This window comes from Spirosoma aureum, from assembly GCF_011604685.1.
In the GTDB taxonomy this organism is placed as follows: Bacteria; Bacteroidota; Bacteroidia; order Cytophagales; family Spirosomataceae; genus Spirosoma; species Spirosoma aureum.
On record NZ_CP050063.1, the window covers coordinates 3256847 to 3281069 of the forward strand.

Sequence of the window (24223 nt, forward strand, 5' to 3'; positions counted from 1 at the left end):
TTATCTGAATAACATGGGTGTGTATTCATTAAGGTATTGCCGCCAGTTAATCCAGGTGTGGCCACCGGAACTCTCTTTATATTGGTATTTAATGTTGTGTTTGTCGAGTAGGGCCAGCGTTTTTTTGTTGGCTTCCATCACAAAATCATCTTTACCAATGCTCACCCAGAAAAGTTTTTTCCCCTTGTTGAAGGATGGATCGTTCAAAACCTTCGCATATTTTGTGTCGGCCTCATCGGCGGTAGCGCCAAAGAAACCTGAACTAAATACACCAACGTAATTAAATAATTCAGGATGGGTGAGGGTCACGTCCAATGTTTGAAAGCCACCCATCGACAGACCCGCAATGGCCCGGTTGTCAGGGGTAGCCAAGGTGCGGTAATTTTTCTCGACGGTAGGCATGATCTCTTTCAAGAGTTCGCCGGCAAACAAATCCCGCAACCGGTTCATTGTTTGCGCATCGGGCGTACCTGTTTGAGGGGGCAGCGGCATACTGCCATTGGGCATCACGACAATCATGGGTTTTGCCTTTCCTGCCGCTATCAGATTATCGAGAATGAAGCCCGACCGACCGATGGTATTCCAGCCGGAATCATCATCACCTCCGCCATGCAGCAAATAAAAGACAGGATATTTACCCGCGCCTTTTTCGTAACCGGGTGGCGTATAAACGTGCATCCGGCGCATCATGCCCAATGTGTTCGACGAATACCAGACGGCCCGCACCTCGCCATGGGGCACCGCCCGATTATCTTCGAAAGCCGTTTCGGGACCCGGCACTGCCATCATGTTTTCTAAGCTACTGATCCCCTGCTTGACAACCGGGTTCTTGGGGTCCATTGTTCGTACGCCATCCACGGTTAAGGTATACGAGTAATAATCGGGTTTCAATGGACCAATCGCTACCGACCAGACGCCCTGTTCGTTTTTGGTCAGGCTAAGGGGTTTCTGTCCGGACAGGAAGTCCCCGCCCACTGTTACCTCACTCGCTTTGGGCGCATAGATCTGAATGATCACCCGCTTATCGCCCAATACCTTAGGCGAATTGAGAGTGTCGTTGGGTGTTGTTGTTCGCTGGGGCATTTGAGCCATGGCTCTCATCGAAATTAGGGTAGCACATAGTAGCAGAAAACTGCGGGCATTGATCAACGTTTTCATCTGTTTAGGAACGGGTTTAAAAGGAATGACTGACGAATGAGAAAGGGTAGAGAAAAGTACTCGACCCTTCGGAATTACCATGTTAGGGCTTTAGCTTCGAGCCGTGCCACCGCAGCCGCGGACGGTGGTTTGTTTGTTAATCACTAGTAACCGTGGAACGGCTCGAAGCCAAAGTCTTACATGTAAAGGTTACTTAAATTTGCTGGCATCCAACCGAAAAAAGCGAACGGCATTATTGAATAAAATGTCGCGTTTCTGATCGAATGACAAATAATCCGCATTCTCAATGACGCTGAGTGACGTTTCAAATAATTTTGGCCAGATCATAAAATCCGTACCATACATAATCCGCTTGCCAAATCCAGCCTGTACCAGCCGTTTGAGGTAAGCATGAATTTCGGCCTGTGGATAGCTCCAGATAAAACCGGCCAGATCTACATACACATAGGCATTCGCGCCCATTAGCGCAATCATTTCATCGATCATGGGATAACCGGCATGCATAACCCATATTTTCAGTTTGGGATGGCGAGCCAATAAATCTTCAAGTAGAAACGGTCGGCCGAGCGAGGCCCGGTACGAAGCCTGCGTAAGATTGGCCATGCCATTGCCGCCCGTACCCATGTGAATACCCACCGGAACATTTTGTTTTTCGGCTACCGCAAAATAAGCATCGAGCGACATATCGCTGGGCGAAAGGCCCTGATACTGGGGAGCCACTTCGCCCATTACCTGATAAAAACCCGAAGACATCGAATCCGTAAACGCCTGTACGGTCATCTGATTGGGCGAGCTAACGCCAATTCCTGCAATTACCCGGTCTGGGGCCGCTTTTTTCCATTGTCGTAAAATCTGGGGATCACCATACGCAACAATGGTCATGTTGAGTCGCTTCATGGTTTCCAGCACGGAGGCCTGCATTTCCGCATCGGATTTGGCCGGTTGCAGGGGATCAACACATTGGGCATTGAGGAAAGCCCTCATCTGTTGATTGGGGTCGCCCCCCGGCATATCTCTCAGAAACCAGGGACACATCTCAACGGCAAAGCTGGTATTAACTTTCATGGCGTGAACATGCACGTCGATGATGGGTAGTGGTCGGCCGGGGGGTGTCGTTTGCGCGTTTGAGCGAGCGGCTACCAGTAAAAAGATCAGGAGTACTAATCGTGTTTTCATCAATAAAGGAGTAAGGAAATGTAGGATTCAAAAAACATGAAGTGGAGTCAGCGCGTATGAATGACTTATTTTCCCATCCATTCTTTGAAACTGGTCACCCGATCAACGCTGACAAATACCTCCTGACGGGGTTGAGGAACAAGTTCTACTTTGAGTTTGCTACCGGTGTAAGCATAAACAGATTTGATCGCCGACGCGCTGACCAGAAACGATCGATTGACGCGATAGAAGTGATCCGGATCGACGAGTTGCCCCAATCGATCCAGACTATAATCGATCGATACGGGAATGCCCGAATGGGGTGTTACAAACGTTGCTTTATCCTCGAAAAAGAAATAAGCGATTTCGTCGGTTCGAATCGTTCGAAGCCGAGGTCCGATACTCACCAGGAACCGATCGCGGTAAGCAGGCGGGTCCAGTTTTTTCATCAACTGATTCAAAGCCGTTGTATCCAGCAAGGTCGTTGACGGGTTTTGCCGAACCAGTTTAAACTTGTCAATGGCAGCAGCCAGCTCTTCAGCCTCAATCGGTTTAAGTAAATAATCGATACTGTTGGCCTTGAAAGCCTGCAGGGCATACTGATCAAATGCCGTCGTAAATATGATTGGAATCGTTAGATTCAGTTCTTTGATTAAACTGAAGCCCAGGTCATCTTCCAGGTGAATATCCAGAAAAATCAAGTCCGGCTGAAGAGGCTGCGGAGCTCTAAACCATTGAACCGATTTGCTGACCGATGGGAGCTGAGCGAGTACACGAATCTGAGGATCATACTCATACAGGAGTAGTTCCAGATTCTGGGCTGTCAGGGGCTCATCTTCAATAATTAATACATTCATTCGAGCAAGGGGATTTTTATCAGAAACACATTCGCCTGATCCTCAATTAATACGGGCCGATCCGTCAGCAGTTGATAGCGTTTGATGATGTTTTTTAAACCCAGCCCCGTCGATACTTCGGTTTTGGGCCGAAGTCGAATCAAATTGGTGACCAGTAAATATTCCTGCTCCATATCGATCGTGACCAGTAAGGGCACTTCACTCGACATTTGATTGTGTTTGACTGCATTCTCAATCAATAACTGTAGGGTCAGTGGAGCGATGCTATATTGATCCGCTTTCTCCTGCGGAATATTCGTAATGACCCGAAACTTGTCGCTGAAGCGAATGTGTAGCAAAAACGTATACGCTTTCACGAAGTCTAGTTCATCCCGGAGTTTAACACATTGGGCATCATGTTGCTCTAAAACATAGCGGTACGATTTGGCCAATTGCCCCACAAACTGAATAGAGAGCTTCGGGTTTACCGCAATGAGCGAAGAAAGAATACTGAAGCTATTGAACAGGAAATGCGGATTGACCTGATTCTTCAGGGCTACAAACTGAGCTTGTGCGGCCTCCTGTTTCATTTGCTCCGCTTTCACGCGGATGTCTTCTAACTGCTTGTAACCTCTGCGGTTAGCTGCTAAGTAAAAGGCTGCTAACATGGCCATGATAGTCAATCCATTATCAACTTTTTGATGCTGACCACCGTCCGCAAATCGATTCGCCCGGCGTAGGTTCGCTGGCGACTGAATCGATGTTGACTGCTGGATGGGCTCCAGCCGGGCCATAACTAACCACAAGCGATAGAACCCCATGTTAAACAAAACCGCTAGTCCAACCGCAATCAGTAACGTAGCCAGTTGGGCCGGTAAATTGAATTCAATGAGAAAACCTTTATTGAATAGCCTGAAAATCCGTTGATGAAACCAATCGGTTACAGTGATCCAGAGGTAAAAGAAAAGAATCGTAACGATAATTTCCATGATCCAGAAAGGCCATACCTTTCTGAAAAGCGTCAGCGAGAACTGATTGATGGCTACGTACAGTCGAATGGGCCAGTAAATAGCAAAAACGGTCGTTGCCAGTTGCCACCGTTGCCGATTCGTTAGGTAGCTCCCCGCGATTTCTGCCATTGTTGATGAACTGTTTATGGCTGATAACTACCAACCGGCCGAAAATAATCATTTTGACCGATTGGTATAAAGAACGCTATGTGACACTTGTTTACTTAAGGCAGGCGGGAAGAGGAACTGGTTGCCAGGGCCTGAATCTCTTTGTCGGGATGGTTTTTGATCACGCACTGATTGTCGAATAACATCGTCGTGCCGGTTGCTTCTGTATAGGGTTGCCAGTTGGGTAATTCTTTGTAGTTTGGATTACCGGTACGGGCGAAACTAACCCACGATTGACTCATTTTACGGGCCAGGTCGTAAGCCTCCTTACCACCCCCCGTCATTTCTTCGCAGCGGGCAATGTTGTTGAACACAAACGGAATCTCCATGCAGTGAACGGCTTTATAAGCTCCGTCCATCACCGGAGATTGCCAGGTGAACAGATACACGTAAACCGGCGCAGTGGTATGAGCCGATTTTAAATTAGCCAGCTTGAGCGTATTACTTCGGAATCGATCATCGATATCCATCAGATCACTGGCTTTGGAGTCTTTGGGATAAGCCTGTTTAACCGCGGTAATGTAAGCGTCTGTTTTATCGCCAAAGCGTTTTTGCAGTTGCGCTTTCGCCTGCTCAGGTGTGGCGTCCCGCAGGTTGCCACTGAGCGAAGGCATGAATTCGTTCTTGGTCGAGCCAACCAGAAGTGGTACGTCACTGGAAAGTGCCAGCGCTTCGGGCTGAGTGGGTTGATAGGGTAAAAACGTACCATCTCGGGAAGGTCCCCAGCCCAGTCCCATGACCGATTTACCTTCAGCAGCCAGTTGTTGTCGAACCTTCTGTACGGCACGATTGCCGGCTGCGGCCAGTTTTTCGTACGGGACGGTCTGAATCGAATCAATCTGGCTGGCAGTCAGGCCAAGTTCCGCCAGAACGGCCGCACCCACCCGGTGCGTTATATCGCGTTCCTGAAATTGTGGAGCAGTACCACTTTCGGCAATGGCTTTATGAATCAATCCTTTAGCCGAAGGCGTGTACATGAGCGTCGATACTTTGCCACCTCCACCCGATTGACCGAATATGGTAACGTTGGATGGATCACCCCCGAACTGATCGATATTGGCATGAACCCATTGCAGAGCCGCTACCAGATCCATCATGCCCACGTTGGCTGATGCTTTATAGGTAGCGCCATAATCGGACAGGTCCAGAAATCCCAGCACATTGAGCCGATGGTTGACCGACACCAATACTACATCGCCCGTACGGCTCAAATTCTCTCCGTCATAGGACGGTAATTCCTGAGACGAACCCGCAGAATAGCCACCTCCGTGCAACCAGACCATAACCGGACGTTTGCGCGCAACGGCACTCCCTGAAGTGGCCACTTGGGGCGACCAGACATTTAATCGCAGGCAATCTTCATTGGCATAGCCCCAGTCGTGGTGATAGACAAATTCGCTCTCGTCGTTGACCTGACTGGTCGGTGTCATTATTGGACACACGGGGCCGTATGCCATCGACGAGCGTACACCTGTCCAGGAGTCAGGTTTCGTCGGTGCCATAAACCGTTTGGCTTTGGCGTACGGAATGCCTTTATAGGTGTAAATGCCATTGTGAATGAAGCCTCTGACAGAGCCGGACTCGGTTGTGACAACGGCCGTCTTGCTGCCCGTAACCAAAGGCAGCCCGGCCGGAGCCGTTTTTTGAGCGGTGACTGGTAATGAACCGACCAGTAAAAGGGCCAGAAAACGGGTAGGGTTTAGGTTCATGGGTTTAGGTATCTGTTTAGAAGTCAGGTGTTTGCTTTGTTCAAAGTGCTATACATGTTATTCTAGCTGGCAGAAACGTTAAAGCGAAGTTGATGAACAGTCATTGGCAACGAAAAAAAAAGATGATCAATGACGTGTTTGCGAGGTTGGAGTTAGGATTTTTCGGGTTAAATCCAATTTATAATCCTTTTAATGAAAATGATCGGGAAAACGGATGCTGGCCGATTGGCCAAACTGGGGAGCGAGCTATTGATCACGCATCCAAACTGAACGATTATCGGTGGCAAACTGCCTGAATGTGATCGGAGGACGGCCCAGCAATTGCTCGGTTTCGGTCATGATTCCGGCTGCTTTTTCTGTTCGGGCAATAGTATACATGGATGTCATGATCAAGACGTAATTCAGAGGCAGCTTTTCCTTACGCCATTTTCGCCAGATGAATTGCAGCACTGACGGTTTTCGATAAACGATTGGGTGGCCTAATGAATCGGTCAGTATTTGAGCGATCTCGTGGTAGGTCAGCGCTTCGGAGCCTGTCAATTCATACCCTCGGTTGAAGTGTTCACTGCTTTGGCTGGTAAGGGCCAGTGCGGCTATGGCTGCTACGTCGCGTGCATCGATAAAACTAGTACGACTATTTCCCGCTGGGATAAATAATTCGTTTCGCAGCCGGATTTCATCCCGATGCGTGGTGCACAGGTTCTGCATGAAAAAACTGGGCCGAAGAAATGTAAACTCAAGGTCAGCCTCAACAATGAGCTTCTCGATCTTATGATGCGGAGTTACAGGATTATTTTCTACGCCCTGCATCGACAGAAAGGTTACCTTCCGAACACCAGCCTGCTTCGTGGCCTCGATGAACGGTTTAAAATAGTTGTCCACATTGGCCAGTTCGGGTGGCCGCACCAACAGCATCCGGCTAACACCAGTCAGGGCAGTGGCAAATGTCCGGGTGTCGGCAAAATCCAGCTTCACAAACCTATCCGGCTGAACCTTTAGAAGCGGCCTTGATTTAGCTGGGTCACGCACACCGGCAATAACCTCGAAATGAGATTTTTCGGAATGATGGATGAGCTCACGAAGTGTTTCTGCTCCCACATTTCCCGTCGCGCCGGTAATCAGAATTCGTTCGCCTGTCACATTCAGTGAGAAAAAAAACTGGATAAATAAGGAAAAATGATACGTTGAGTCTTTTATATGTACTAAGAATTCGATTGGCGATGGTTAATTCATGGTTTTGCGAAAGACCTTCATTAATTAGCAGATAAACTTTGGTAACACACGTCTGTTATCTACAGCCTGAATCCAAAGCCTGACTTAAGTATCCATTGCTTAAAATCGAATGCTCAACAGCCACGTTTAATCAACTAAATCCTGAATACGAATGAAAGGTTTTAAATGGAGCGCTTTATTACTAAGTCTGATGGCGATTCAGACGGCTTTGGCCGATGTCCGGGTGTCGAACGTATTCGGTTCGCACATGGTACTGCAACGCCGGAAGCCTGTTCCGGTCTGGGGGTGGGCTGATCCAGGCGAGAAAGTGACCGTCTCGTTCAATAGTCAGACGAAAGCAATAAAGGCGGGTAAAGACGGGAAATGGACTATTTCACTCGATCCCATGGAAGCTGGCGGCCCGTATCAGATGACTGTGGCCGGTAAAAAGAATTCAGTCTCGTTCGACGATGTGTTACTTGGCGAAGTCTGGGTTTGTTCTGGTCAGTCGAATATGGAGTGGCAGCTTCAATCGGCTGTCAATGGAAAAGAGGAAGTGAAGGCTGCCAATTATCCAAACATCCGTCATTTGATGGTAAAAAAAGCAATCAGCCTTACCCCGAAGGATGACATCGAAGGTACCTGGACTGTCTGTAGCCCACAAACGGCTTCGATTTACACGGCAGTTGGCTACTACTTCGCCCGCCAACTGCAAAAACAACTGAACGTACCCATTGGCCTGATCAACACCACCTGGGGAGGAACTCACTCCGAAACGTGGACCAGTCGCGATGCGCTCAGTCAAACGGATGAATTTCGAACGGTGGCCAGTAAGCTACCTGCCAGCTATGAAGAAGTAATCCAGGCAGGGAAAGAGCGCACCCGGCTGTTAATGGAGAAACAGCAGGGAGGTTTACCAACGGCGGCTGAAGAACGTACCTGGTCAGATCCGGCGCTGAACACCGATCATTGGAAATCAATGGGAATGCCCGGTGACTGGGAGTGGGGCGGATTGCCTACGCTGGATGGGGTCGTCTGGTTCCGGCGTGAGGTGGTGATCCCGGATGATGCTACGCTCAAAAAAATGACGCTTCGCTTCGGGTCGGTCGACGATAAAGATTCAACTTTTGTCAACGGTCAATTAGTAGGAAGTTCGAAAGGATTACTTCCCCGTGCGTATGCCATTCCCGATGGTTTGCTAAAGCCGGGCCGTAATATTATTGCCGTTCGGGTTGTGGACGAAGCGGGAGCAGGGGGCTTAGCGGGGAAACCGGAAGACGTGAAACTTTCGGGCGAGAATCTGGATATTCCGCTCGCTGGCCAATGGAAGTATCGGGTAGCCACGGTGTTTCCATCGTCGTTCAATCCGGGCCCGAATACGTATGCGACGCAGTTGTTCAATGCCATGCTGAATCCACTAATTCCGTATGCTATTGAAGGGGCAATCTGGTATCAGGGTGAATCGAACGCGGGCCGGGCTTACCAATACCGCAAAGCATTTCCGCTCATGATTCAGGACTGGCGGAAACGCTGGGGTAGAGATTTTCCATTCCTGTTTGTTCAATTAGCCAGCTTTAATTCGGCTAATGGTGATAGTAAGCATGGCAGTAGCTGGGCTGAACTTCGTGAAGCACAGACCCTGACCCTTCAGCTCCCCAATACGGGTATGGCTGTAACGTCGGACATTGGTGAGTCAAAGGATATTCACCCTAAAAACAAACTGGACGTTGGGAATCGTCTTGCCGCCGAAGCCATGCGGGTGGCCTATGCCGGAACGGCTAAAGGAGAGACCGCTTTGGGTGATGCTTCGCGCGGACCTATGTTTGGTAGTATGCGCGTTGATGGAAATCGTGCCATTGTGACCTTCCAGAATGTCGGTACTGGACTGATGGTGAAGGACCGATATGGCTATCTGAAAGGATTTGAAGTTGCCGGAGCCGATCAGAAGTTTTATTACGCGAAAGCCGAAATACAAGCCAATACGGTGGTCGTTCACGCTGATTCAGTTAGCAATCCCGTTGCTGTCCGGTATGGTTGGGCCGACGATAACGGCGACGTGAATCTCTATAACAAAGAGTCTTTTCCGGCCGTACCGTTCCGTACCGATTCCTGGAAAGGCATTACCGAAGCGACTAAATTTGGTGATCAATGACCTGAATTGTAAAGCTCTTTCCTGCTTATGGTTGGATTTTCTTAGGCTCATGATACCAAAACAGCCGGACCAATTGGCCCGGCTGTTTTACTATGTTTCCTGCGTTGGCAGGATATGTTTTAGACTGCTCCCGCCCTGATCTCATCAACCACAGCCGGGTCGAGGAGCGTCGATGTATCGCCCAGGTTGCCAGTATCGCCTTCGGCGATTTTGCGCAGAATCCGGCGCATGATCTTGCCGGAACGTGTTTTGGGTAGGCCCGCAACGAACTGAATTTTATCGGGTTTAGCAATGGGACCAATAACCCGGCTTACGGTTGCCAGAATGTCTCGTTTGGTCAGGTCGGCGTCATGGTCGGCTGGCATTTGATCGGTGATCACATAGGCGTAAATTCCCTGACCTTTGATATCGTGCGGGTAACCGACCACTGCGCTCTCTACCACGCCTGTGTGCATGTTGATTGCGTTCTCGACCTCTGCCGTACCGATGCGATGCCCCGATACATTCAGTACATCATCAACCCGACCCGTAATGCGATAATAGCCGTCTTCGTCGCGAAGGCAACCATCGCCAGTAAAATACAGACCCGGATAGGTCGCAAAGTACGTTTGACGGCATCGTTCGTGATCACCATACGTGGTTCGCAGAATACCCGGCCAGGGAAACTTCATGCACAGATTTCCGCTTACGCCATTGCCCTCGATTTCCTTACCGTTCTCGTCCACCAGAATCGGCTGAATACCTGGCAATGGTAGTGTCGCAAAGGTTGGTTTGGTTTTGGTTATACCAGCCAGTGGCGAAATCAGAATGCCACCGGTTTCGGTTTGCCACCACGTATCGACAATCGGGCAGCGATTCTTGCCAATATTGTCATCGTACCAGTGCCAGGCTTCTTCGTTAATGGGCTCACCTACGGAACCCAATACCTGCAAACTGCTCAGGTCATGATTTTCGACTTTTTCCAGACCAAATCCCATCAGTGAGCGAATCGCCGTAGGAGCCGTATAGAGAATATTGACTTTGTGCTTGTCCGTAATGTCCCAGAATCGACCGCAATCAGGGTAGGTGGGTACACCTTCAAAAATGAGCGAGGTTGCTCCGGAAGCTAGCGGACCATAGACGATATAACTATGCCCGGTAATCCAGCCGATGTCAGCCGTACAGAAAAATACCTGGGCAGCCGTGTCCCCGGCTCCTTCATACTGAAATACATTCTGGAACGTATAGGCTGCATAGACCATGTATCCTCCACAGGTGTGAACAACGCCTTTCGGTTTACCCGTAGAGCCGGACGTGTAGAGAATGAACAGCATGTCTTCGGCATCCATTTCTTCGGCCGGGCAGTCGGCAGTGACCTGTTTGAGCTCCTGTTCCCACCATACATCGCGGCCTTTCAGCATCGAAACCGGTGTGCGGGTACGAGTCAGCACAATTACTTTCTCAACGCTTGGGCAACCGATCAGCGCATCGTCGACGGTACTTTTCAGTGGAATTTCCTTGTTGCCACGATACGCACCGTCGGCTGTGATAACCACTTTGCATTGGGCGTCATTGATCCGATCGGCAATACTCTGGGCTGAGAACCCTCCGAAAACGACCGAATGAATGGCACCAATACGAGCACAGGCCAATACAGAAATGGCCAGTTCGGGCACCATGGGCATGTAAATACAGACACGATCGCCTTTAACGACGCCATTCCGTTTCAACACATTGGCAAACCGACAAACCTGATCATGAAGCATCCGGTACGTTAGCGTTACCCCAGCCTCATTTGGATCATTAGGTTCCCAGATGATAGCTGGCTGGTCGCCCCGTTCAGCAAGGTGTCGGTCAAGACAGTTTTCCGTAATGTTGAGTTTTCCGCCAATAAACCACTTGACGTTTGGTTCGGTGAAGTTCCATTGCAGCGTTTTGGTCCAGGGTTTGCGCCATTGAAAATTCTGAGCAACCTCAGCCCAGAAGGCCTCGGGATCTTCGACACTTTTTTGGTATGCAGTTTTGTATTCGTCAAAGGTTCGGATACGCATAATCAAATAGTAAAATAGTGAAAGAACGAATAGCGCCGTAAAAGTAAAGTTTATATAGGCAATGGCAATTCAACAAAACTATCAAGCTTAACGAATCGCGATGTTTGGAAGTGCTTTCTGGCCAGTTGAACCCACACAATGCCGGTAAAATTAGATTTTTATATATTAAAATATTTTAAAAATGTAATTAAGTATTTTTTTGTACTCAATTCCTGCCGTTTTTCCTGTTAGGTGCTTCGTTTGGTTTTCGGGTGATCAGAACAAACGAAACAATCATACTAAAACACCTACGACTGTCCTTAAGGCTTCTGGTAAAGCTTTGCAGACAGTCGTAGGTGAATGAATAAAGAGAGCGACGGAAGTCTGACAACCGACTTATTCGTCGTATTCCTCTTGCCAGGCATACGTGCCAAATAGAATTAGCCCGCCAACGACAATGGGTACGAGCACACAGAGTACCACCCAGCCGAAAACCCGGTCTTCAAGTTTGTCGCTGGCGATTTTTGTCAGACTGTCGGTGATTCGGTCGTAGCCTGCATACACGCCAAGAAGAATCCAGACTATACCCAGGTATTTTTTGATTGCATCCATAGGAATGTGAAAATGGAAAATACAGGATGAATAGGAATAAGGCTAGTGCCTGATAAAATGATTCGTTATTGAGGAGCCTGTGTTCAATCCGAACATCAATCGTCCGCAGTCGTGTACCGTTTATTATTCAGGTATAATAGCCCAATCACAAAACAAACGCCTGCCACCAGAATTGGATACCAGAGCCCTTCCAGATAGGGCTTATCGACCGATCCTGGTGCCACTTCGTTCGCTTTCGTTGCCGTTGCCACAAGGGCCGTTGCAATAAAAGGGGTAAGTCCGCCAAAAATGCCATTGCCGATGTGGTAAGGCAACGACATCGATGTATAGCGAATCCGGGTTGGAAACAATTCGACCAGAAAAGCCGCAATCGGTCCGTAGACCATGGTTACGTAGAGCACCTGGATGAATACCAGGAATATCATCAGCCAAAAGCTGCGAGAGGGCAGAACTACGGCTTTCGTCAGCTCTGGTTTGGACGGCGAATTGGGCGCCTTGCTGGTCGCAATTGTTTTCTCAATATCTTTCGCAATCAGTCCATCCGAATAGAAATGGGACTTTGTTGAGGTCGTAAGCAGATCACCATTTGGTTGTTTCGCCAGTTTACGGCTGATGGTCTGTGCGTCTGACAATTCCTGTCTGGTGGTTAGATCCGTCAGACTGTACATTTTATCGTAGATCGGGCGATAGGTGAGGACCCCTAGTAACATACCCGCCAGCATGATGTTCTTGCGTCCGATCCGATCCGACAATCCTCCGAAAATAACGAAAAATGGCGTTGCGCCCAGCAAGGCTACAGCGACAATAACATTGGACTGAACAAACTCAACGTTACAGGCTTTCTGGATAAATGACAGGGCGTAGAACTGCCCCGTATACCAGATTACACCCTGACCTGCCGTTGCCCCAAATAGCGCAAGCAGTACCATTTTGAGGTTTTGTTTCTTACCGAAGCTTTCGGCCAGCGGATTTTTCGAGATTTTGCCTTCTGTCTTTAATTTCGAAAACAAGGGCGATTCGGCCATGCGCATTCGAATGATAATCGAAACGCCGACTAACAGAATAGACAAGATAAAAGGCACCCGCCAGCCCCAGTCGGCAAACGCTTCGACACCCAGTGATTCGCGGGTGATCAGAATAACCCCCAGCGACACGAAAAGGCCCAGCGTAGCAGTTGTCTGGATAAAACTCGTATAATAACCCCGTTGATTTTCGGGTGCATATTCGGCCACATATGTAGCGGCACCACCATATTCACCCCCCAGCGCCAGTCCCTGAATCAGCCGGAGCAATAGCACCAGAAGGGGAGCCCAGAAGCCAATCGTTGCGTAGCCAGGAATGAGCCCGATGGCGAACGTGGAGCCACCCATCAGGACGAGTGTTACCAGGAACGTATATTTCCGACCGACCAGATCACCTAATCGCCCGAAAACAAGTGCACCGAATGGCCGCACAACGAATCCGGCCGCAAAGGTTGCCAGTGTCGATAGCAGAGCCGCTGTCGGATTATCTTTCGGAAAAAACTGTGACGACAGAATAGCGGCCAGGCTGCCGAAAATGTAAAAATCGTACCATTCGATGAGCGTACCGACCGATGAGGCCGAAATGACACTAAATAGAGTTCGCTTCGAAACTGCCTGCTGGACTTTGGCTTTTTTGCCGGTCATAGAGAAGAGTAGAAAGGGGGAATCTTGCCCAAGAAAGCAACCAACTGTCAAATTTTACCGTATCTGGCCTGTAAATGCGGGATGGTTGATGATCGGCTTAAAAATAATCGGGTCGTCAAAGTCCGGTAGCCAATAGCCCACGTGTACCATTCTTCAGGGGGCAAGCCGCTCGATGAGCCAGTTTTCGGCTTGCTTCCGATAGCGAATTCGGTCGTGAAGTCGGCTTGGCCGCCCCTGCCAGAATTCAATCGCATCGGGAATGACCCGATAGCCACCCCAATAGGATGGACGCGGCACGGGTCCATCGGCAAACTGTGTTTCGAGCTCATGCTGGCGATTTTCGAGCACCTCGCGGCTCTCGATCACCAAACTCTGGTTCGATACCCAGGCGCCGATCTGACTCCCGCGCGGGCGACTGCTGAAATAGGCGTCTGATTCATCTGAACTCACTTTTTCAACCTGACCTTCAATGCGAATCTGGCGTTCGAGTTCCTGATAAAAGAACGTAAGCGTGGCAAACGGGTGGCTGGCAAGTTCCTGACCTTTACGGCTTTCATAGTTCGTAAAGAAGACAAAGCCAGCCTCCGATATACCTTTGAGCAAAACTATCCGTCCGTCGGGTCGGCCATCTGCTGTAACAGTACTGACGTACATCGCGTTTGGCTCAGGAACCTTGGCGTTCAGGGCGTCATTAAACCAGACTTGAAACTGAGCGATCGGGTCAGATAAAACATCAGTTGTATCCAAACCGTTTAGCGAATATTCTTTACGTAAGTCACTGATTGCTGATGGCATACACTTAGGGTGGTTTAACGGCTTTTCAATGGCTGGAATACAGGAAAATCCGCATATTGTCGTACTTTTGCAAAAGTAATCGGTACGTTCCCAACATGGCAAACCAAGAACAGGAAATTAACCAGCAGCCAGACACCAAGAATCAGGCTACCGGCGAGCTGGCAGTTAATACTCCCGAAGATACCACGACACAATCCACACCGGAAGTCGAGGGTACGGAAACTACGTCCGAATCGGCGGAAGTTTCAATGGCTGAAACACAGCCCGAACCCGCTGGTGCCGACGACACCAATGTAACATCTACCGACATCCCCGCTGTCAATACAGTTCCCGAGGTTGCTCCAGTTGAGGCTATCGACACGTCAGAAGTGCCAACCCCAGCTGATCCTGCCGACGTTACCGATACGTCGGCTGCCGAATCGCAGGATGAGCCGGAAGCCTCCGTCGAGAAGACGGAAGAGCCAATCGCTGAAGCTGAGATAGAGCCGGCTGTTGCTGAGGTTCCTGCTGAAGCGCCTGTAGCTGAACTAGCTCAGGAGTCGACGACAGATGATGCGGCTCCAGCATCCGAAGAAACAGCTGTAGAGTCGGATGTAGTGGCTTCGGAGGCTCCTGTCACAGATGAAGTGACGGCTCAATATGCCGACATCACCGATGCGGACGATGATGCCTCGATTCATTCATCGGTTGATTATAGCCAATTCTCGAAACAGGATTTCGTCAATCTGCTGGAAACTCAACTGGCAACGATCAGTGTGGCGGCTGTTACCCCCGGCGACTTTAAGAAGGCCGATCAGGTACTTAAAGAAGTTAAGCCGTTGTTCGACCAGATGAAACGGGCTGAACGCGAGGCTGCTTTGCAGGCATATGTTGCTGAAACGGGTGCTGATGAGGGTTTCGAATATAAATATGACGAGACCATTCTGCGATTTGATGAGCTGTATAAGTTGATCAAGAGCCAGAAAAACACTTATTTCCAGAATTTAGATAAGGCAAAAGATACCAATTTTGCTGCGAAAACGGACCTGCTGACCCGCTTGCGTGAACTGGTTGAAACCGACGAGAACAATGCCGGTGATCCAAAAGTAAGCTGGAACGAGTTCAAAAAAATTCAGGACGAGTGGAAAGCCGCCGGGAATATGAATTCCCCGCATAATGCCACCCTCTGGGCTACGTATCACGCGCTTGTCGATCGGTACTACAGCAACCGGAATATCTACTTTGAGCTAAAAGAACTGGACCGTAAGCGCAACGCTACGCTAAAAGCGGAGGTGATCGAGAAAGTTGAGGCAATGGCAAAAGCTGCTGAGGAAACGCCGGTAACGCGGCAGACCATCGACGAAGCCAACGCCCTATTCGAAGAATACAAGCACATCGGTCCGGCTCCAAAAGCTGAACAGGAAGTGCTGTGGGGCCGGATGAAAGTTGCCCTTGATGTGCTGTACGACAAGCGTCGGGATCAGACAAATGAGCAACGGAAAGAATCCGCTCAACTCTACGAAGAAAAATCGGCGATTTACGAAGAACTAATCCCTCTTACGTCGTTCACCTCGAACAGCATTAACGACTGGAACGATAAGACGAAGGCCGTCATGGCACTTCAGGATCGCTGGAATGCCATAAAAGGACCAATGCCCCGTGATGAGGGCAAGGAACTGAGCAAAAAATTCTGGGCTGCGCTGAAAACGTTCTTCCATAACAAAGGGGAGTTTTTTAAGCAACTGGAGAGCAAGCGGGAAGAAAACCTCCGGGCGAAAACGGAACTTTGCGAACAGGTTGAAGCAATTCTGGCTTCGGGTGAAGAGTCGCCCGAAATCACGCAGACAGTAATCGAACTGCAACGCCAGTGGAAAAACATCGGTCAGGTGCCTGAAAAGCAAAAGAACTCGATCTTTGATCGGTTCAAGGCTGCCTGTGATGCTTTCTTCAATAAAAAACGCTCGAAAAATCAGGAAACGGAACGCGAGTTTGAAGCAAACCTGGCGAAGAAAATAACGCTGATCGAACGTATTGAAGCCGCTGCCAATGAAAATGCTGACCTCTCTGAACTAAACGAGTTCAAAAAAGAGTGGAATGCTATCGGATTCGTGCCGAAGAAAGACATGCAGTCTACCCAGAAACGCTACATCAATGCCGTCAATGCACTGGTTGGGTCGACAGGTAAGATTCCGGCTAAAGACAAAGAGCGGGTTATGCTCCAGAACGAAGCTGAAGTGACGCGTTCGGGTGGTCGCGACCGGGATTTCAACCGGGGTGGTGATCGCGATAGCGGAGGTAACAAGCGTGAGAACGATATTCGTCGGCGCATTACATCCATTGAAAACGACATTGCTACCTATCGGAACAATATTGAGTTTTTTGCCCGTTCGAAGAATGCCGACAAACTTCGGGCTGAAATCGACCGTAAAATTGCTGATGCGGAGAAGCAATTAGACGATTTACGCCATCAGTTACGCGTAGCGCAGGCTTAAGTGTCATTTAGTGTTCCAATGTTTTTTTCATTGGAACACTAAATTTAAGGCAGAAGCTTGTAGTTTACATTCGAAAGCACTACTTTTGCATCACAATTCGGGGATAGGCCATCTGGCCGCCGAATTTAAGAGGATTGCCAGTGTCGGATAGCGGTCGATTCCGCCTGATTTGTAATCAGGATGCGCAAGCGCGTCGGGGGTTCGAATCCCTCCACTGGCTCATAAAAGATCAATTGATTAAGCCGCCTTCAGTCATGTTGGCGGCTTTTCGTTTGTATGTGTATTTGCCTAAAAACGAGCAGGGATCCCATCCGATCAGTCGGAGTGAAGGGTAACTAATTTAATCTGCATGCTATCCGGATCGATACCGCAGCACCTTAGCCCTGGCCTAATGAACACAAACAGAGCCATTGAAAGCTAGCCCGGTACATTCCTTAAATTAACTAAAGGCATTTTGATCCCGCATTCGTAGTGTATCCCGATAACACAGCTTAACGGCTTCTACAACCCGGTAAAAGCCGCTGGCCCCTGCGGGTTTTACCATGTATAAATGAATGCCATGTTCATAGGCTTGCTGCTTGAGCGGTTCGCTTATTGACGAAGTTAACAGGACCACAGGCATGTAAGCCAGATCCCTCGTGTCGCCCAAGGATTGCAACGTCTCCAGACCTGTTAGCTTAGGCATATGCATATCCAGAAGAATGATAGTTACTAAAGCACTCTCCTTGCGCATCTCCGTTGAAGGCAGACTTCTCCGATGTGCCAGCCATTTTATTAGCTCCTCTCCAGTGGCCATTTCCTCAATCAGGATATGATCAATAGCCGTAGTTAAAGCTTCGCGAATCAGTTGGCGATCCTCGTCATCATCATCGACTAATAAAACCCGTAATGGCAGCATTTTCATGACTAGATTGTTGATCATTCGAATCAACTACCAGTACAATGAAATAGTAAAATTGTTCTATAATTCTCTCTTTTTACTTTAAAGTGAGGCTACGGATAGGGGATAGTTTATTTATATTTTTCTTAATAAACAATCTATTCTACATTCTCCATATTAAGTAACTACGGGAAGGCATAATCCCAGTCTAACATACATGCCAGCTTTACGAATAGTATACTGATATAAAAAAGCCTGGCCTATAAGTCTTCATGCCTGGTAATTTTGGTCGTGTAACACGATTTACATATTGGATTCACTACTCTTTATACTTTGATGAATGAATCACATCAGGGCCGGATTGCAACGAGGGCAGTCTAATCCACAAAAGAAGCTTTAAATAATAATTTTATTGGGGGGCTTGCGTCCTGGTTGCCGGACCTGGAATCGAACCAAGGTCTGCTGAGTCAGAGTCAGCTGTACTAACCGCTGTACGATCCGGCAAAATAAATGCCCTGTCGGGGTTGACTGTCAATGGCTGGCCGTCTGAGATCTTTCCGGCGTCTAGCCAATGGAATAACAATATATTACTTGTGGAGGTTCGTCCCGGATTCGAACCGGGGATGGAGCTTTTGCAGAGCTCTGCCTTACCACTTGGCCAACGAACCATTGAATGAGCTAAGTATAGTTAGAACGGCAACCGCCAACCTCCACTCAGCCTAATATAACGGATTTTCAGTCTGCTCTAAATGTGGGGATAGCGAGCACCGAACTCATCGCATCTTACTCCCCAAGCGAGACTATATTTCTGTATGCAAAAGCCCCCACCACGGATGGCAGGGGCTTTTATGTTATTGATCTATCCGTTAGTCAATACATAGCCTGTCCTGCCATTGGCAGAATAAACAACAGGATAGGTGTTGATTAGTTAAAGTCATAGTGCAAAGGTAACGCAATGGCTTTAATACTTACAAGAGGTTCTGTAAAAAAAGCGAACCGACAAAGTAAGTTCGCTTTCTGGTTTCGATCTAATCTCATTCATTAGAGACCCGAATTTGCACTTATTTTCTATTCAGATAACTACAAATAGACAGACTGACCTAAGACGCCGATTAGTTGGCCTTACTAATCGATACGTTCGAAATTAAGCCTGATCTCACCCAACAAAAGGATTGATAGTTTCCCTCCCTGCACTTTACGGGTATACCGATAATTTGATAGCCTAAGCAACCCAGTTTTCCATTTAAGCCTGTGTTTTATATTTCGAAGTCTATATATTTTGCGAATAATATTTTTATATTTGATAGTAATGTAAAATTAAATTTTAAGTAAATGTGGTTTTTTAGGATAATCGCAAGAGATTGCTCAGGTTGATTGTCCTACCATGTATCGTTCGCCTATCTATTCAACTTAAATCGTAAGAACCGTTACCTCTAACAACTTAACTCATTTCATGGGATGACTTTTTCAAACGAAAGTATTTTGCTAAATCAGATTTCTGTTGGCGACGAAAAAGCATTTAATAAACTGTACGACTTTTATCGACCGGGTATTTATCGGTTCATCTACAAGTTCATAAAATCGAGTGAGCTTACGAATGACATCTGCCAGGAGGTATTCATGAAAATCTGGGAAGAGCGATGGGCAATACAGGAAATCAATTCGTTTAAGTCGTACCTGTTTACGATTACCAAAAATCACACCTTTAATGTGCTTAAACGTGCGGCCGTGGAAGACCGCATCAAAGGAGAGGTGCTTCGGAATTATTGCGTGTCGAAAAATGATACGGAGGAAATATTACAGGTAAAAGAGTACCAGCAATTTCTACAGACCATTCTGGATTCATTGCCTCCACAAAGCCGGGCCGTATTTAAACTGTGCCGACAGCAGGACAAGAGTTATGATGAAGCAGCTCAGATTTTGGGCGTATCCAGTAACGCGATCAAGAAACACATGGTCCGATCGATGAAGGTGATCAAATTCGCCGTAGAGAAGGACATGGGCATTGCTTTCAGTGTGTTTATGGAACTAGTAGTACAATCCGGCGATCTGTTACTGGTCGTGTGATAGACTAGGAAATAGAGTAAAACACGGTATCGTACGATTGGGATGGCTACAAACCAGTAAACTACCATATCATACGAAACCGTGTTTTATTTAGCTGATTACTTCCCCTGCTTCGGGAAGTAGCTGGCTTCGATCAGTTCTTTAACGTCTTTGAATTTCTTGTTGGGCTTGAGGTATTGTGCCAGGAAATCATAGATTTTCATCCGGCTTTCCTTGGCTCCGTACGAATCGATCCGGTTAAAAGTGTGGCCGCCCGGCGCTTCTTTGTAGATCTCATAGTCAAACTTTTTTCCTTCGGCTTTGAGCGATTTGATCAAATGTTCGACTTCCAGCACGTTTACATCCTCATCATTCGTGTTGGTATGAATGAGCAGTGGTGTCTGGAGTTTCTGGGCATTCCAGGCCGGAGAGCGTTTTCGGTATTCTTCGACGTTCTGATCGGCCGACTTGCCGAGGTGGTAATCCGCCGAATACGCATCGCGATAGCTCTGGCTTTTATAGCCCATTCTGGCAATGAGATCACTTACGGGCACACCCGCATAGCCAACTGCGTAATCGGAAGGGTAATTGAACAGATTGAGAAGCGTGATCATACCGCCGTGGCTCCAGCCTAGTATACCAACCCGTTTCTTGTCGATGAAATCGTAGTTTTGCAGCATGTAATCTCTACAGCTTTTAGTGTCTTCGACTTCCAGTCCGCCGTAATCGATGAGCTGGTAGAATCCCTGGCCGTAACCTGTACTACCCCGGTAATCGGGCGCAATGACTACATATTCCTGAGCGGTGAGTTCTTTGATGATGTGTGCATAGGCCGTATTGAAATTACTATGTACTCCGCCATGCGGTAGCACCAGTAACGGATATTTTTTCGACGGGTCAATCCTGGAAGGAATGAACACATAGGCCGAAAAACGAACTGGATTCTTGGCTCCCTGGCCAGTCGGATTTTTGATGACAGCTGGTGGTGGACCAGTAATAATGACTTTGTCGACCAGAACGGCGTCGCCCAGACGTTGGCTCCAGGTAAGATCGTCGATCGTTTTATCGAGCGCATCGAATTGATGCTGCATGCCAGCGATTTGCCGTTGCAACGCAGTAATCTGAGACGCTTCCGGGTTTTGGGCCCTCGTCTGGCCATAAAGCATTGTTCCTGCAAACAACGACAGGACTAGTCCGGTAATTTTTTTCATTGGTAATAAAAAGAGAAGGATTGATAAAGATTGAGTTAAACCGCGTCGGAAAGGCTGCTGAACGTAAAGTCACGGATTCGCATGGGAGGAACCATATTACCCCGCGTACGTTCCGGAATGCCAAGTGCTTCCAGGTTGTTGAGCATGATAACCGGACTTTCGTTGAATCGGAAGTTTTTAACGGGATGTTTGATCTGGCCTTTGTCGATGTAAAAGGTTCCATCGCGGGTCAGGCCGGTATACAGCAACGTTTGCGGGTCCAGCCAGCGGGTGTACCAGAAGCGGGTGACCAGAATGCCTTTTTCCGTTCCTTTAATCAATTCGGCTAAGGATTGTGTACCGCCTGACATGACAAATCCCGACGGCTCCGGTAGCGGTTTAGCCCCTTTTTGCTTCGCCCAGAAGGCTGAATACGACATATTTTTTACGACTCCTTTATCAAACCACGTCACTCGTTCGTGGGGATAGCCTTCGGCCGAAAATGGAGAGCTGGGTATCTGCACATCTGTAGGGTCGGAATAAATGGTTACCCGCTCATCGAGCAGCTTTTCGCCGAGCCGGGTTCCACCCCCCTTTTTACTCAGAAAGCTGCGGCCTTCATCAGCTGTGCGGGCATCCATCGCACGGATCATAAATTGGATCAACTCGCCAGCAGCCAACGGTTCCAGAATGACCGTATATTTTCCTGGCTCCAGAGCGGCAGCCTTTTGCGATGCTTTTGCTTTTTGAATGGCAATGTCTGTCAACGAGCCTGTATTCAGTTTCGTTACATCGTTGTAATCACCAGCCGCATAGCCAGATCCGGTTCCATCGGGCGTTCGGATGGTCAGGGAAAAATTGACACTGGTATTTTTATGATAGCCGAATAGCCCTTTGCTATTCCCGATGGCATTAAAACTGGACGAATCTTCCAGAAATCCGGCACCGCTCAACTGGCTGGCCATGATGGATTTGATACTGGCACCGGCCAGCTTAGCGCGATCCGGTGCTTTCATGTTGGCTGTCGTCTCCACAAAAGCCTGGGGTTTTGCGTAGGTTTGCGGCCCCGGCATGGGCATGTATTCCGGGTTTTCGGGTGCCAGCCGGGCCATTTCCTCAGCTCGACGGACCGCTTTTTCCAGCGAGGCATCGTCAAATTCATTGATGTCAGACGTACCGATTCGTTTGCCTAACACCACCGTTACGGACAATGAGAGGTTATTGGTTGCGCCAGCGGTGGACACCGAGTTACGGGCAAAGCGAATATTGCCCGACCGTCCTCCGGTTAATTCAACTTTCATTTCGTCGGCTTTGGAATAACTCAAAACCTTGTCAATGATTTTCCTGGCTTCTTCCTGCGATAAAATAGCCATGTGCTAGTTTTCAGTTTGTGGGTTTATACGTTTTCTGCGAGGGCGTTTTCAATACTTGTCGGAAACCATTTTGTATGCTGAAAATAGGCTCGTTGAAAACCGTGAACTGGTTTAAATCTTCCGTCCGGTATTGATTACGTTCACGCCATTAAATCGTGTAGTGGGGCATCCGTGCGAAACAGCGCTGACCTGACCCGGTTGTCCCTTTCCGTCGAAGAAGGTGCCGAATAACCGATAATCGTCTTTGTCGCAGATGCGGGCGCAGGAGTTCCAGAATTCCTGGGTGTTCGACTGGTAGGCTACATCATCGAGCATACCCACAATAGCACCATCCTTGATTTCATAGAAAAGCTGACCGCTGAACTGGAAATTGTAACGTTGCTGATCGATGGACGAAGACCCACGCCCCAGAATGTAAATACCTTTCTCGGTATCCTTGATCATGTCGTGGATGCTATATTTTTCCGGGTGTGGCTGGAGTGAAACATTTGGCATCCGCTGAAACTGCACACTATCCCAGCTTTCGGCAAAACTGCATCCCTGCGATTCTTTTTCGCCCAACAGATGAACCTGATCGCGTGTAGCCTGAAAATTGACCAGAACGCCATTTTTGACCAGATCCCACTGTTTGCAGGGAACACCTTCGTCGTCGTAGCCAACCAGCCCCATCGTATTCGGCTGAATTTTATCCGCTTTCAGATTCACGATTTTGCTGCCATACTGGAAGCTTTTTGATTGAAGCTTTTCCATCGTGGCAAAGCTTGTCCCGGCCAGATTGGCTTCGTAGCCGAGTACGCGGTCAAGCTCCAGCGGATGCCCGACGGATTCGTGAATGGTCAAACCCAGGTTAGAGGGGTCCAGAATCATGTCGTATTTCCCGGCGGGCACCGATTTGGCCGTAAGCTTTTCCTTTGCCTGCAAGGCCGCTGCAGTGGCGTCTTCGATCATGTTATACGCATACCGGTAGACCGTTGGGCCGTTGGGGACGATAATTTTCTCGGCCGGATTGTCCGAGAGGTATTCGTAACCCATGCCGATGGGTGCACTCAGCGCGTCGCGGGATTTGAAGCGGCCAGTTTGTTTGTTGATGGCCGAAACCGTAAACGTAGGCCACATCCGGTGTACGTCCTGATCAATATACGAGCCATCGGTAGAGGCAAAATATTTCTGCTCATTGACAAAGAAGAGGTTGGAGTTAACGAATGAAGCACCATTTTTCAGAGCGGCTCCGTTCACTTCCATCAGCAGATCGATCTTCTCTTTGACCGGGATTTCAAAGGCATTTTTCTTGATGGGTGTTTTCCAGACTTGCTCGCCTACACCTTTCTGCGGAGCCAGTACAACCGGTTCCAGTTGAATCTCAGCATTGGCTTTTGCCATCTCGACCGCTTCTTCGGCGCACCGGGCAATGCTTTCGGGTTTCATCTCGTTTGTTGACGCAAATCCCCAGGTGCCGTTGGCAATCACCCTGATTCCGATGCCATACGACTCGGAATTGACAATGTTTTGTACCTTGTTTTCACGGGTAAACAGATACTGGCGGAGATACCGGCCAATGCGTACATCGGCATACGTAGCGCCTTTGCTTTTGGCCGCATTGAGCGCCACGTCGGCCATGCGCTTCTTGACTGCCGTGTCTGGCCCCGAATTCAGCAGATCTTCGGCCGATATCCGGTGACCAGCGACCAGTCCGGCAGGCAGTAGCGAAGCGCCCATGCCTAAACCGGATAATTTCACAAAATCACGTCTTTTCATAGAGAACAAGGGACTGGTAAGGTTG

At 48.5% G+C, this 24223-nt stretch carries 17 protein-coding genes and 3 tRNA genes; 4 read left to right on the forward strand and 16 right to left on the reverse strand.

Features of this window, described 5'->3' with window-relative positions; translation table 11 throughout:
- From G8759_RS12910 to G8759_RS12935, 6 genes are all read right to left on the reverse strand, one after another.
- Window positions 1-1158: an esterase gene (locus tag G8759_RS12910; RefSeq protein WP_167208555.1), complete on the reverse strand. Its 1158-nt coding sequence runs from the start codon at window positions 1156-1158 to the stop codon at window positions 1-3.
- A 189-nt stretch (window positions 1159-1347) separates the two neighbouring features.
- Complete coding sequence (locus tag G8759_RS12915; protein WP_167208558.1) at window positions 1348-2334, reverse strand: amidohydrolase family protein; 987 nt, start codon at window positions 2332-2334, stop codon at window positions 1348-1350.
- Window positions 2335-2399: 65 nt separating this feature from the next.
- Window positions 2400-3170, reverse strand: coding sequence for a LytR/AlgR family response regulator transcription factor (locus tag G8759_RS12920; RefSeq protein WP_167208560.1), 771 nt, complete (start codon window positions 3168-3170; stop codon window positions 2400-2402).
- Window positions 3167-4288 (reverse strand): sensor histidine kinase, encoded by a 1122-nt coding sequence (locus G8759_RS12925; RefSeq protein WP_167208562.1) that lies wholly within the window; start codon window positions 4286-4288, stop codon window positions 3167-3169. Before G8759_RS12925 ends, G8759_RS12920 begins: the two co-directional genes overlap by 4 nt.
- Before the next feature lie 95 nt (window positions 4289-4383).
- Window positions 4384-6036, reverse strand: a complete 1653-nt coding sequence (locus G8759_RS12930; protein WP_167208564.1) for a carboxylesterase/lipase family protein — start codon at window positions 6034-6036, stop codon at window positions 4384-4386.
- 246 nt (window positions 6037-6282) lie between these two features.
- Window positions 6283-7176 carry an SDR family oxidoreductase gene (locus tag G8759_RS12935; protein WP_167208566.1) on the reverse strand — a complete coding sequence of 298 codons (894 nt, stop codon included), beginning with the start codon at window positions 7174-7176 and terminating at the stop codon, window positions 6283-6285.
- A 244-nt stretch (window positions 7177-7420) separates the two neighbouring features.
- Between G8759_RS12935 and G8759_RS12940 the strand changes: the two genes are divergently transcribed.
- Window positions 7421-9400: a sialate O-acetylesterase gene (locus G8759_RS12940; protein ID WP_167208568.1), complete on the forward strand. Its 1980-nt coding sequence runs from the start codon at window positions 7421-7423 to the stop codon at window positions 9398-9400.
- Between the two features lie 119 nt (window positions 9401-9519).
- Here G8759_RS12940 and acs read toward each other — a convergent pair whose 3' ends face one another.
- The 4 genes from acs to pdxH form a co-directional block, all read right to left on the reverse strand.
- The gene (gene acs, locus G8759_RS12945; protein ID WP_167208570.1) at window positions 9520-11430 is read right to left on the reverse strand and encodes an acetate--CoA ligase; all 1911 of its coding nucleotides are present in this window, start codon (window positions 11428-11430) and stop codon (window positions 9520-9522) included.
- Between the two features lie 375 nt (window positions 11431-11805).
- Complete coding sequence (locus G8759_RS12950) at window positions 11806-12021, reverse strand: DUF6814 family protein (protein WP_162385507.1); 216 nt, start codon at window positions 12019-12021, stop codon at window positions 11806-11808.
- Window positions 12022-12116: 95 nt separating this feature from the next.
- Window positions 12117-13688: an MFS transporter gene (locus tag G8759_RS12955; protein WP_167208573.1), complete on the reverse strand. Its 1572-nt coding sequence runs from the start codon at window positions 13686-13688 to the stop codon at window positions 12117-12119.
- 153 nt (window positions 13689-13841) lie between these two features.
- Window positions 13842-14483 carry a pyridoxamine 5'-phosphate oxidase gene (pdxH, locus tag G8759_RS12960; protein WP_167208575.1) on the reverse strand — a complete coding sequence of 214 codons (642 nt, stop codon included), beginning with the start codon at window positions 14481-14483 and terminating at the stop codon, window positions 13842-13844.
- 95 nt (window positions 14484-14578) lie between these two features.
- On the opposite strand from pdxH, the gene G8759_RS12965 reads away from it, so the two are divergent.
- Together G8759_RS12965 and G8759_RS12970 are read left to right on the forward strand one after the other, a co-directional pair.
- A complete protein-coding gene (locus G8759_RS12965) occupies window positions 14579-16954 on the forward strand; it encodes a DUF349 domain-containing protein (protein ID WP_167208577.1) in 2376 nt (791 codons plus the stop codon).
- Window positions 16955-17090: 136 nt separating this feature from the next.
- Window positions 17091-17174, forward strand: a tRNA-Thr gene (locus G8759_RS12970).
- A gap of 219 nt (window positions 17175-17393) precedes the next feature.
- Here G8759_RS12970 and G8759_RS12975 read toward each other — a convergent pair.
- The 3 genes from G8759_RS12975 to G8759_RS12985 form a co-directional block, all read right to left on the reverse strand.
- The gene (locus G8759_RS12975) at window positions 17394-17876 is read right to left on the reverse strand and encodes a response regulator (RefSeq protein ID WP_167208579.1); all 483 of its coding nucleotides are present in this window, start codon (window positions 17874-17876) and stop codon (window positions 17394-17396) included.
- 387 nt (window positions 17877-18263) lie between these two features.
- A tRNA-Gln gene (locus G8759_RS12980) sits at window positions 18264-18338 on the reverse strand.
- Window positions 18339-18428: 90 nt separating this feature from the next.
- Window positions 18429-18502: transfer RNA gene (locus G8759_RS12985), tRNA-Cys, on the reverse strand.
- Window positions 18503-19292: 790 nt separating this feature from the next.
- Between G8759_RS12985 and G8759_RS12990 the strand changes: the two genes are divergently transcribed.
- Window positions 19293-19901: an RNA polymerase sigma factor gene (locus G8759_RS12990; RefSeq protein ID WP_167208581.1), complete on the forward strand. Its 609-nt coding sequence runs from the start codon at window positions 19293-19295 to the stop codon at window positions 19899-19901.
- A 98-nt stretch (window positions 19902-19999) separates the two neighbouring features.
- Here G8759_RS12990 and G8759_RS12995 read toward each other — a convergent pair whose 3' ends face one another.
- The 3 genes from G8759_RS12995 to G8759_RS13005 all read right to left on the reverse strand — a co-directional run bounded on the left by G8759_RS12995 (window position 20000) and on the right by G8759_RS13005 (window position 24198).
- Window positions 20000-21091 carry an alpha/beta hydrolase family protein gene (locus tag G8759_RS12995; protein ID WP_167208583.1) on the reverse strand — a complete coding sequence of 364 codons (1092 nt, stop codon included), beginning with the start codon at window positions 21089-21091 and terminating at the stop codon, window positions 20000-20002.
- Between the two features lie 35 nt (window positions 21092-21126).
- Window positions 21127-22443: a TldD/PmbA family protein gene (locus tag G8759_RS13000; protein WP_167208585.1), complete on the reverse strand. Its 1317-nt coding sequence runs from the start codon at window positions 22441-22443 to the stop codon at window positions 21127-21129.
- A 111-nt stretch (window positions 22444-22554) separates the two neighbouring features.
- Window positions 22555-24198 (reverse strand): TldD/PmbA family protein, encoded by a 1644-nt coding sequence (locus tag G8759_RS13005; RefSeq protein ID WP_167208587.1) that lies wholly within the window; start codon window positions 24196-24198, stop codon window positions 22555-22557.
- Window positions 24199-24223: the final 25 nt, after the last annotated feature.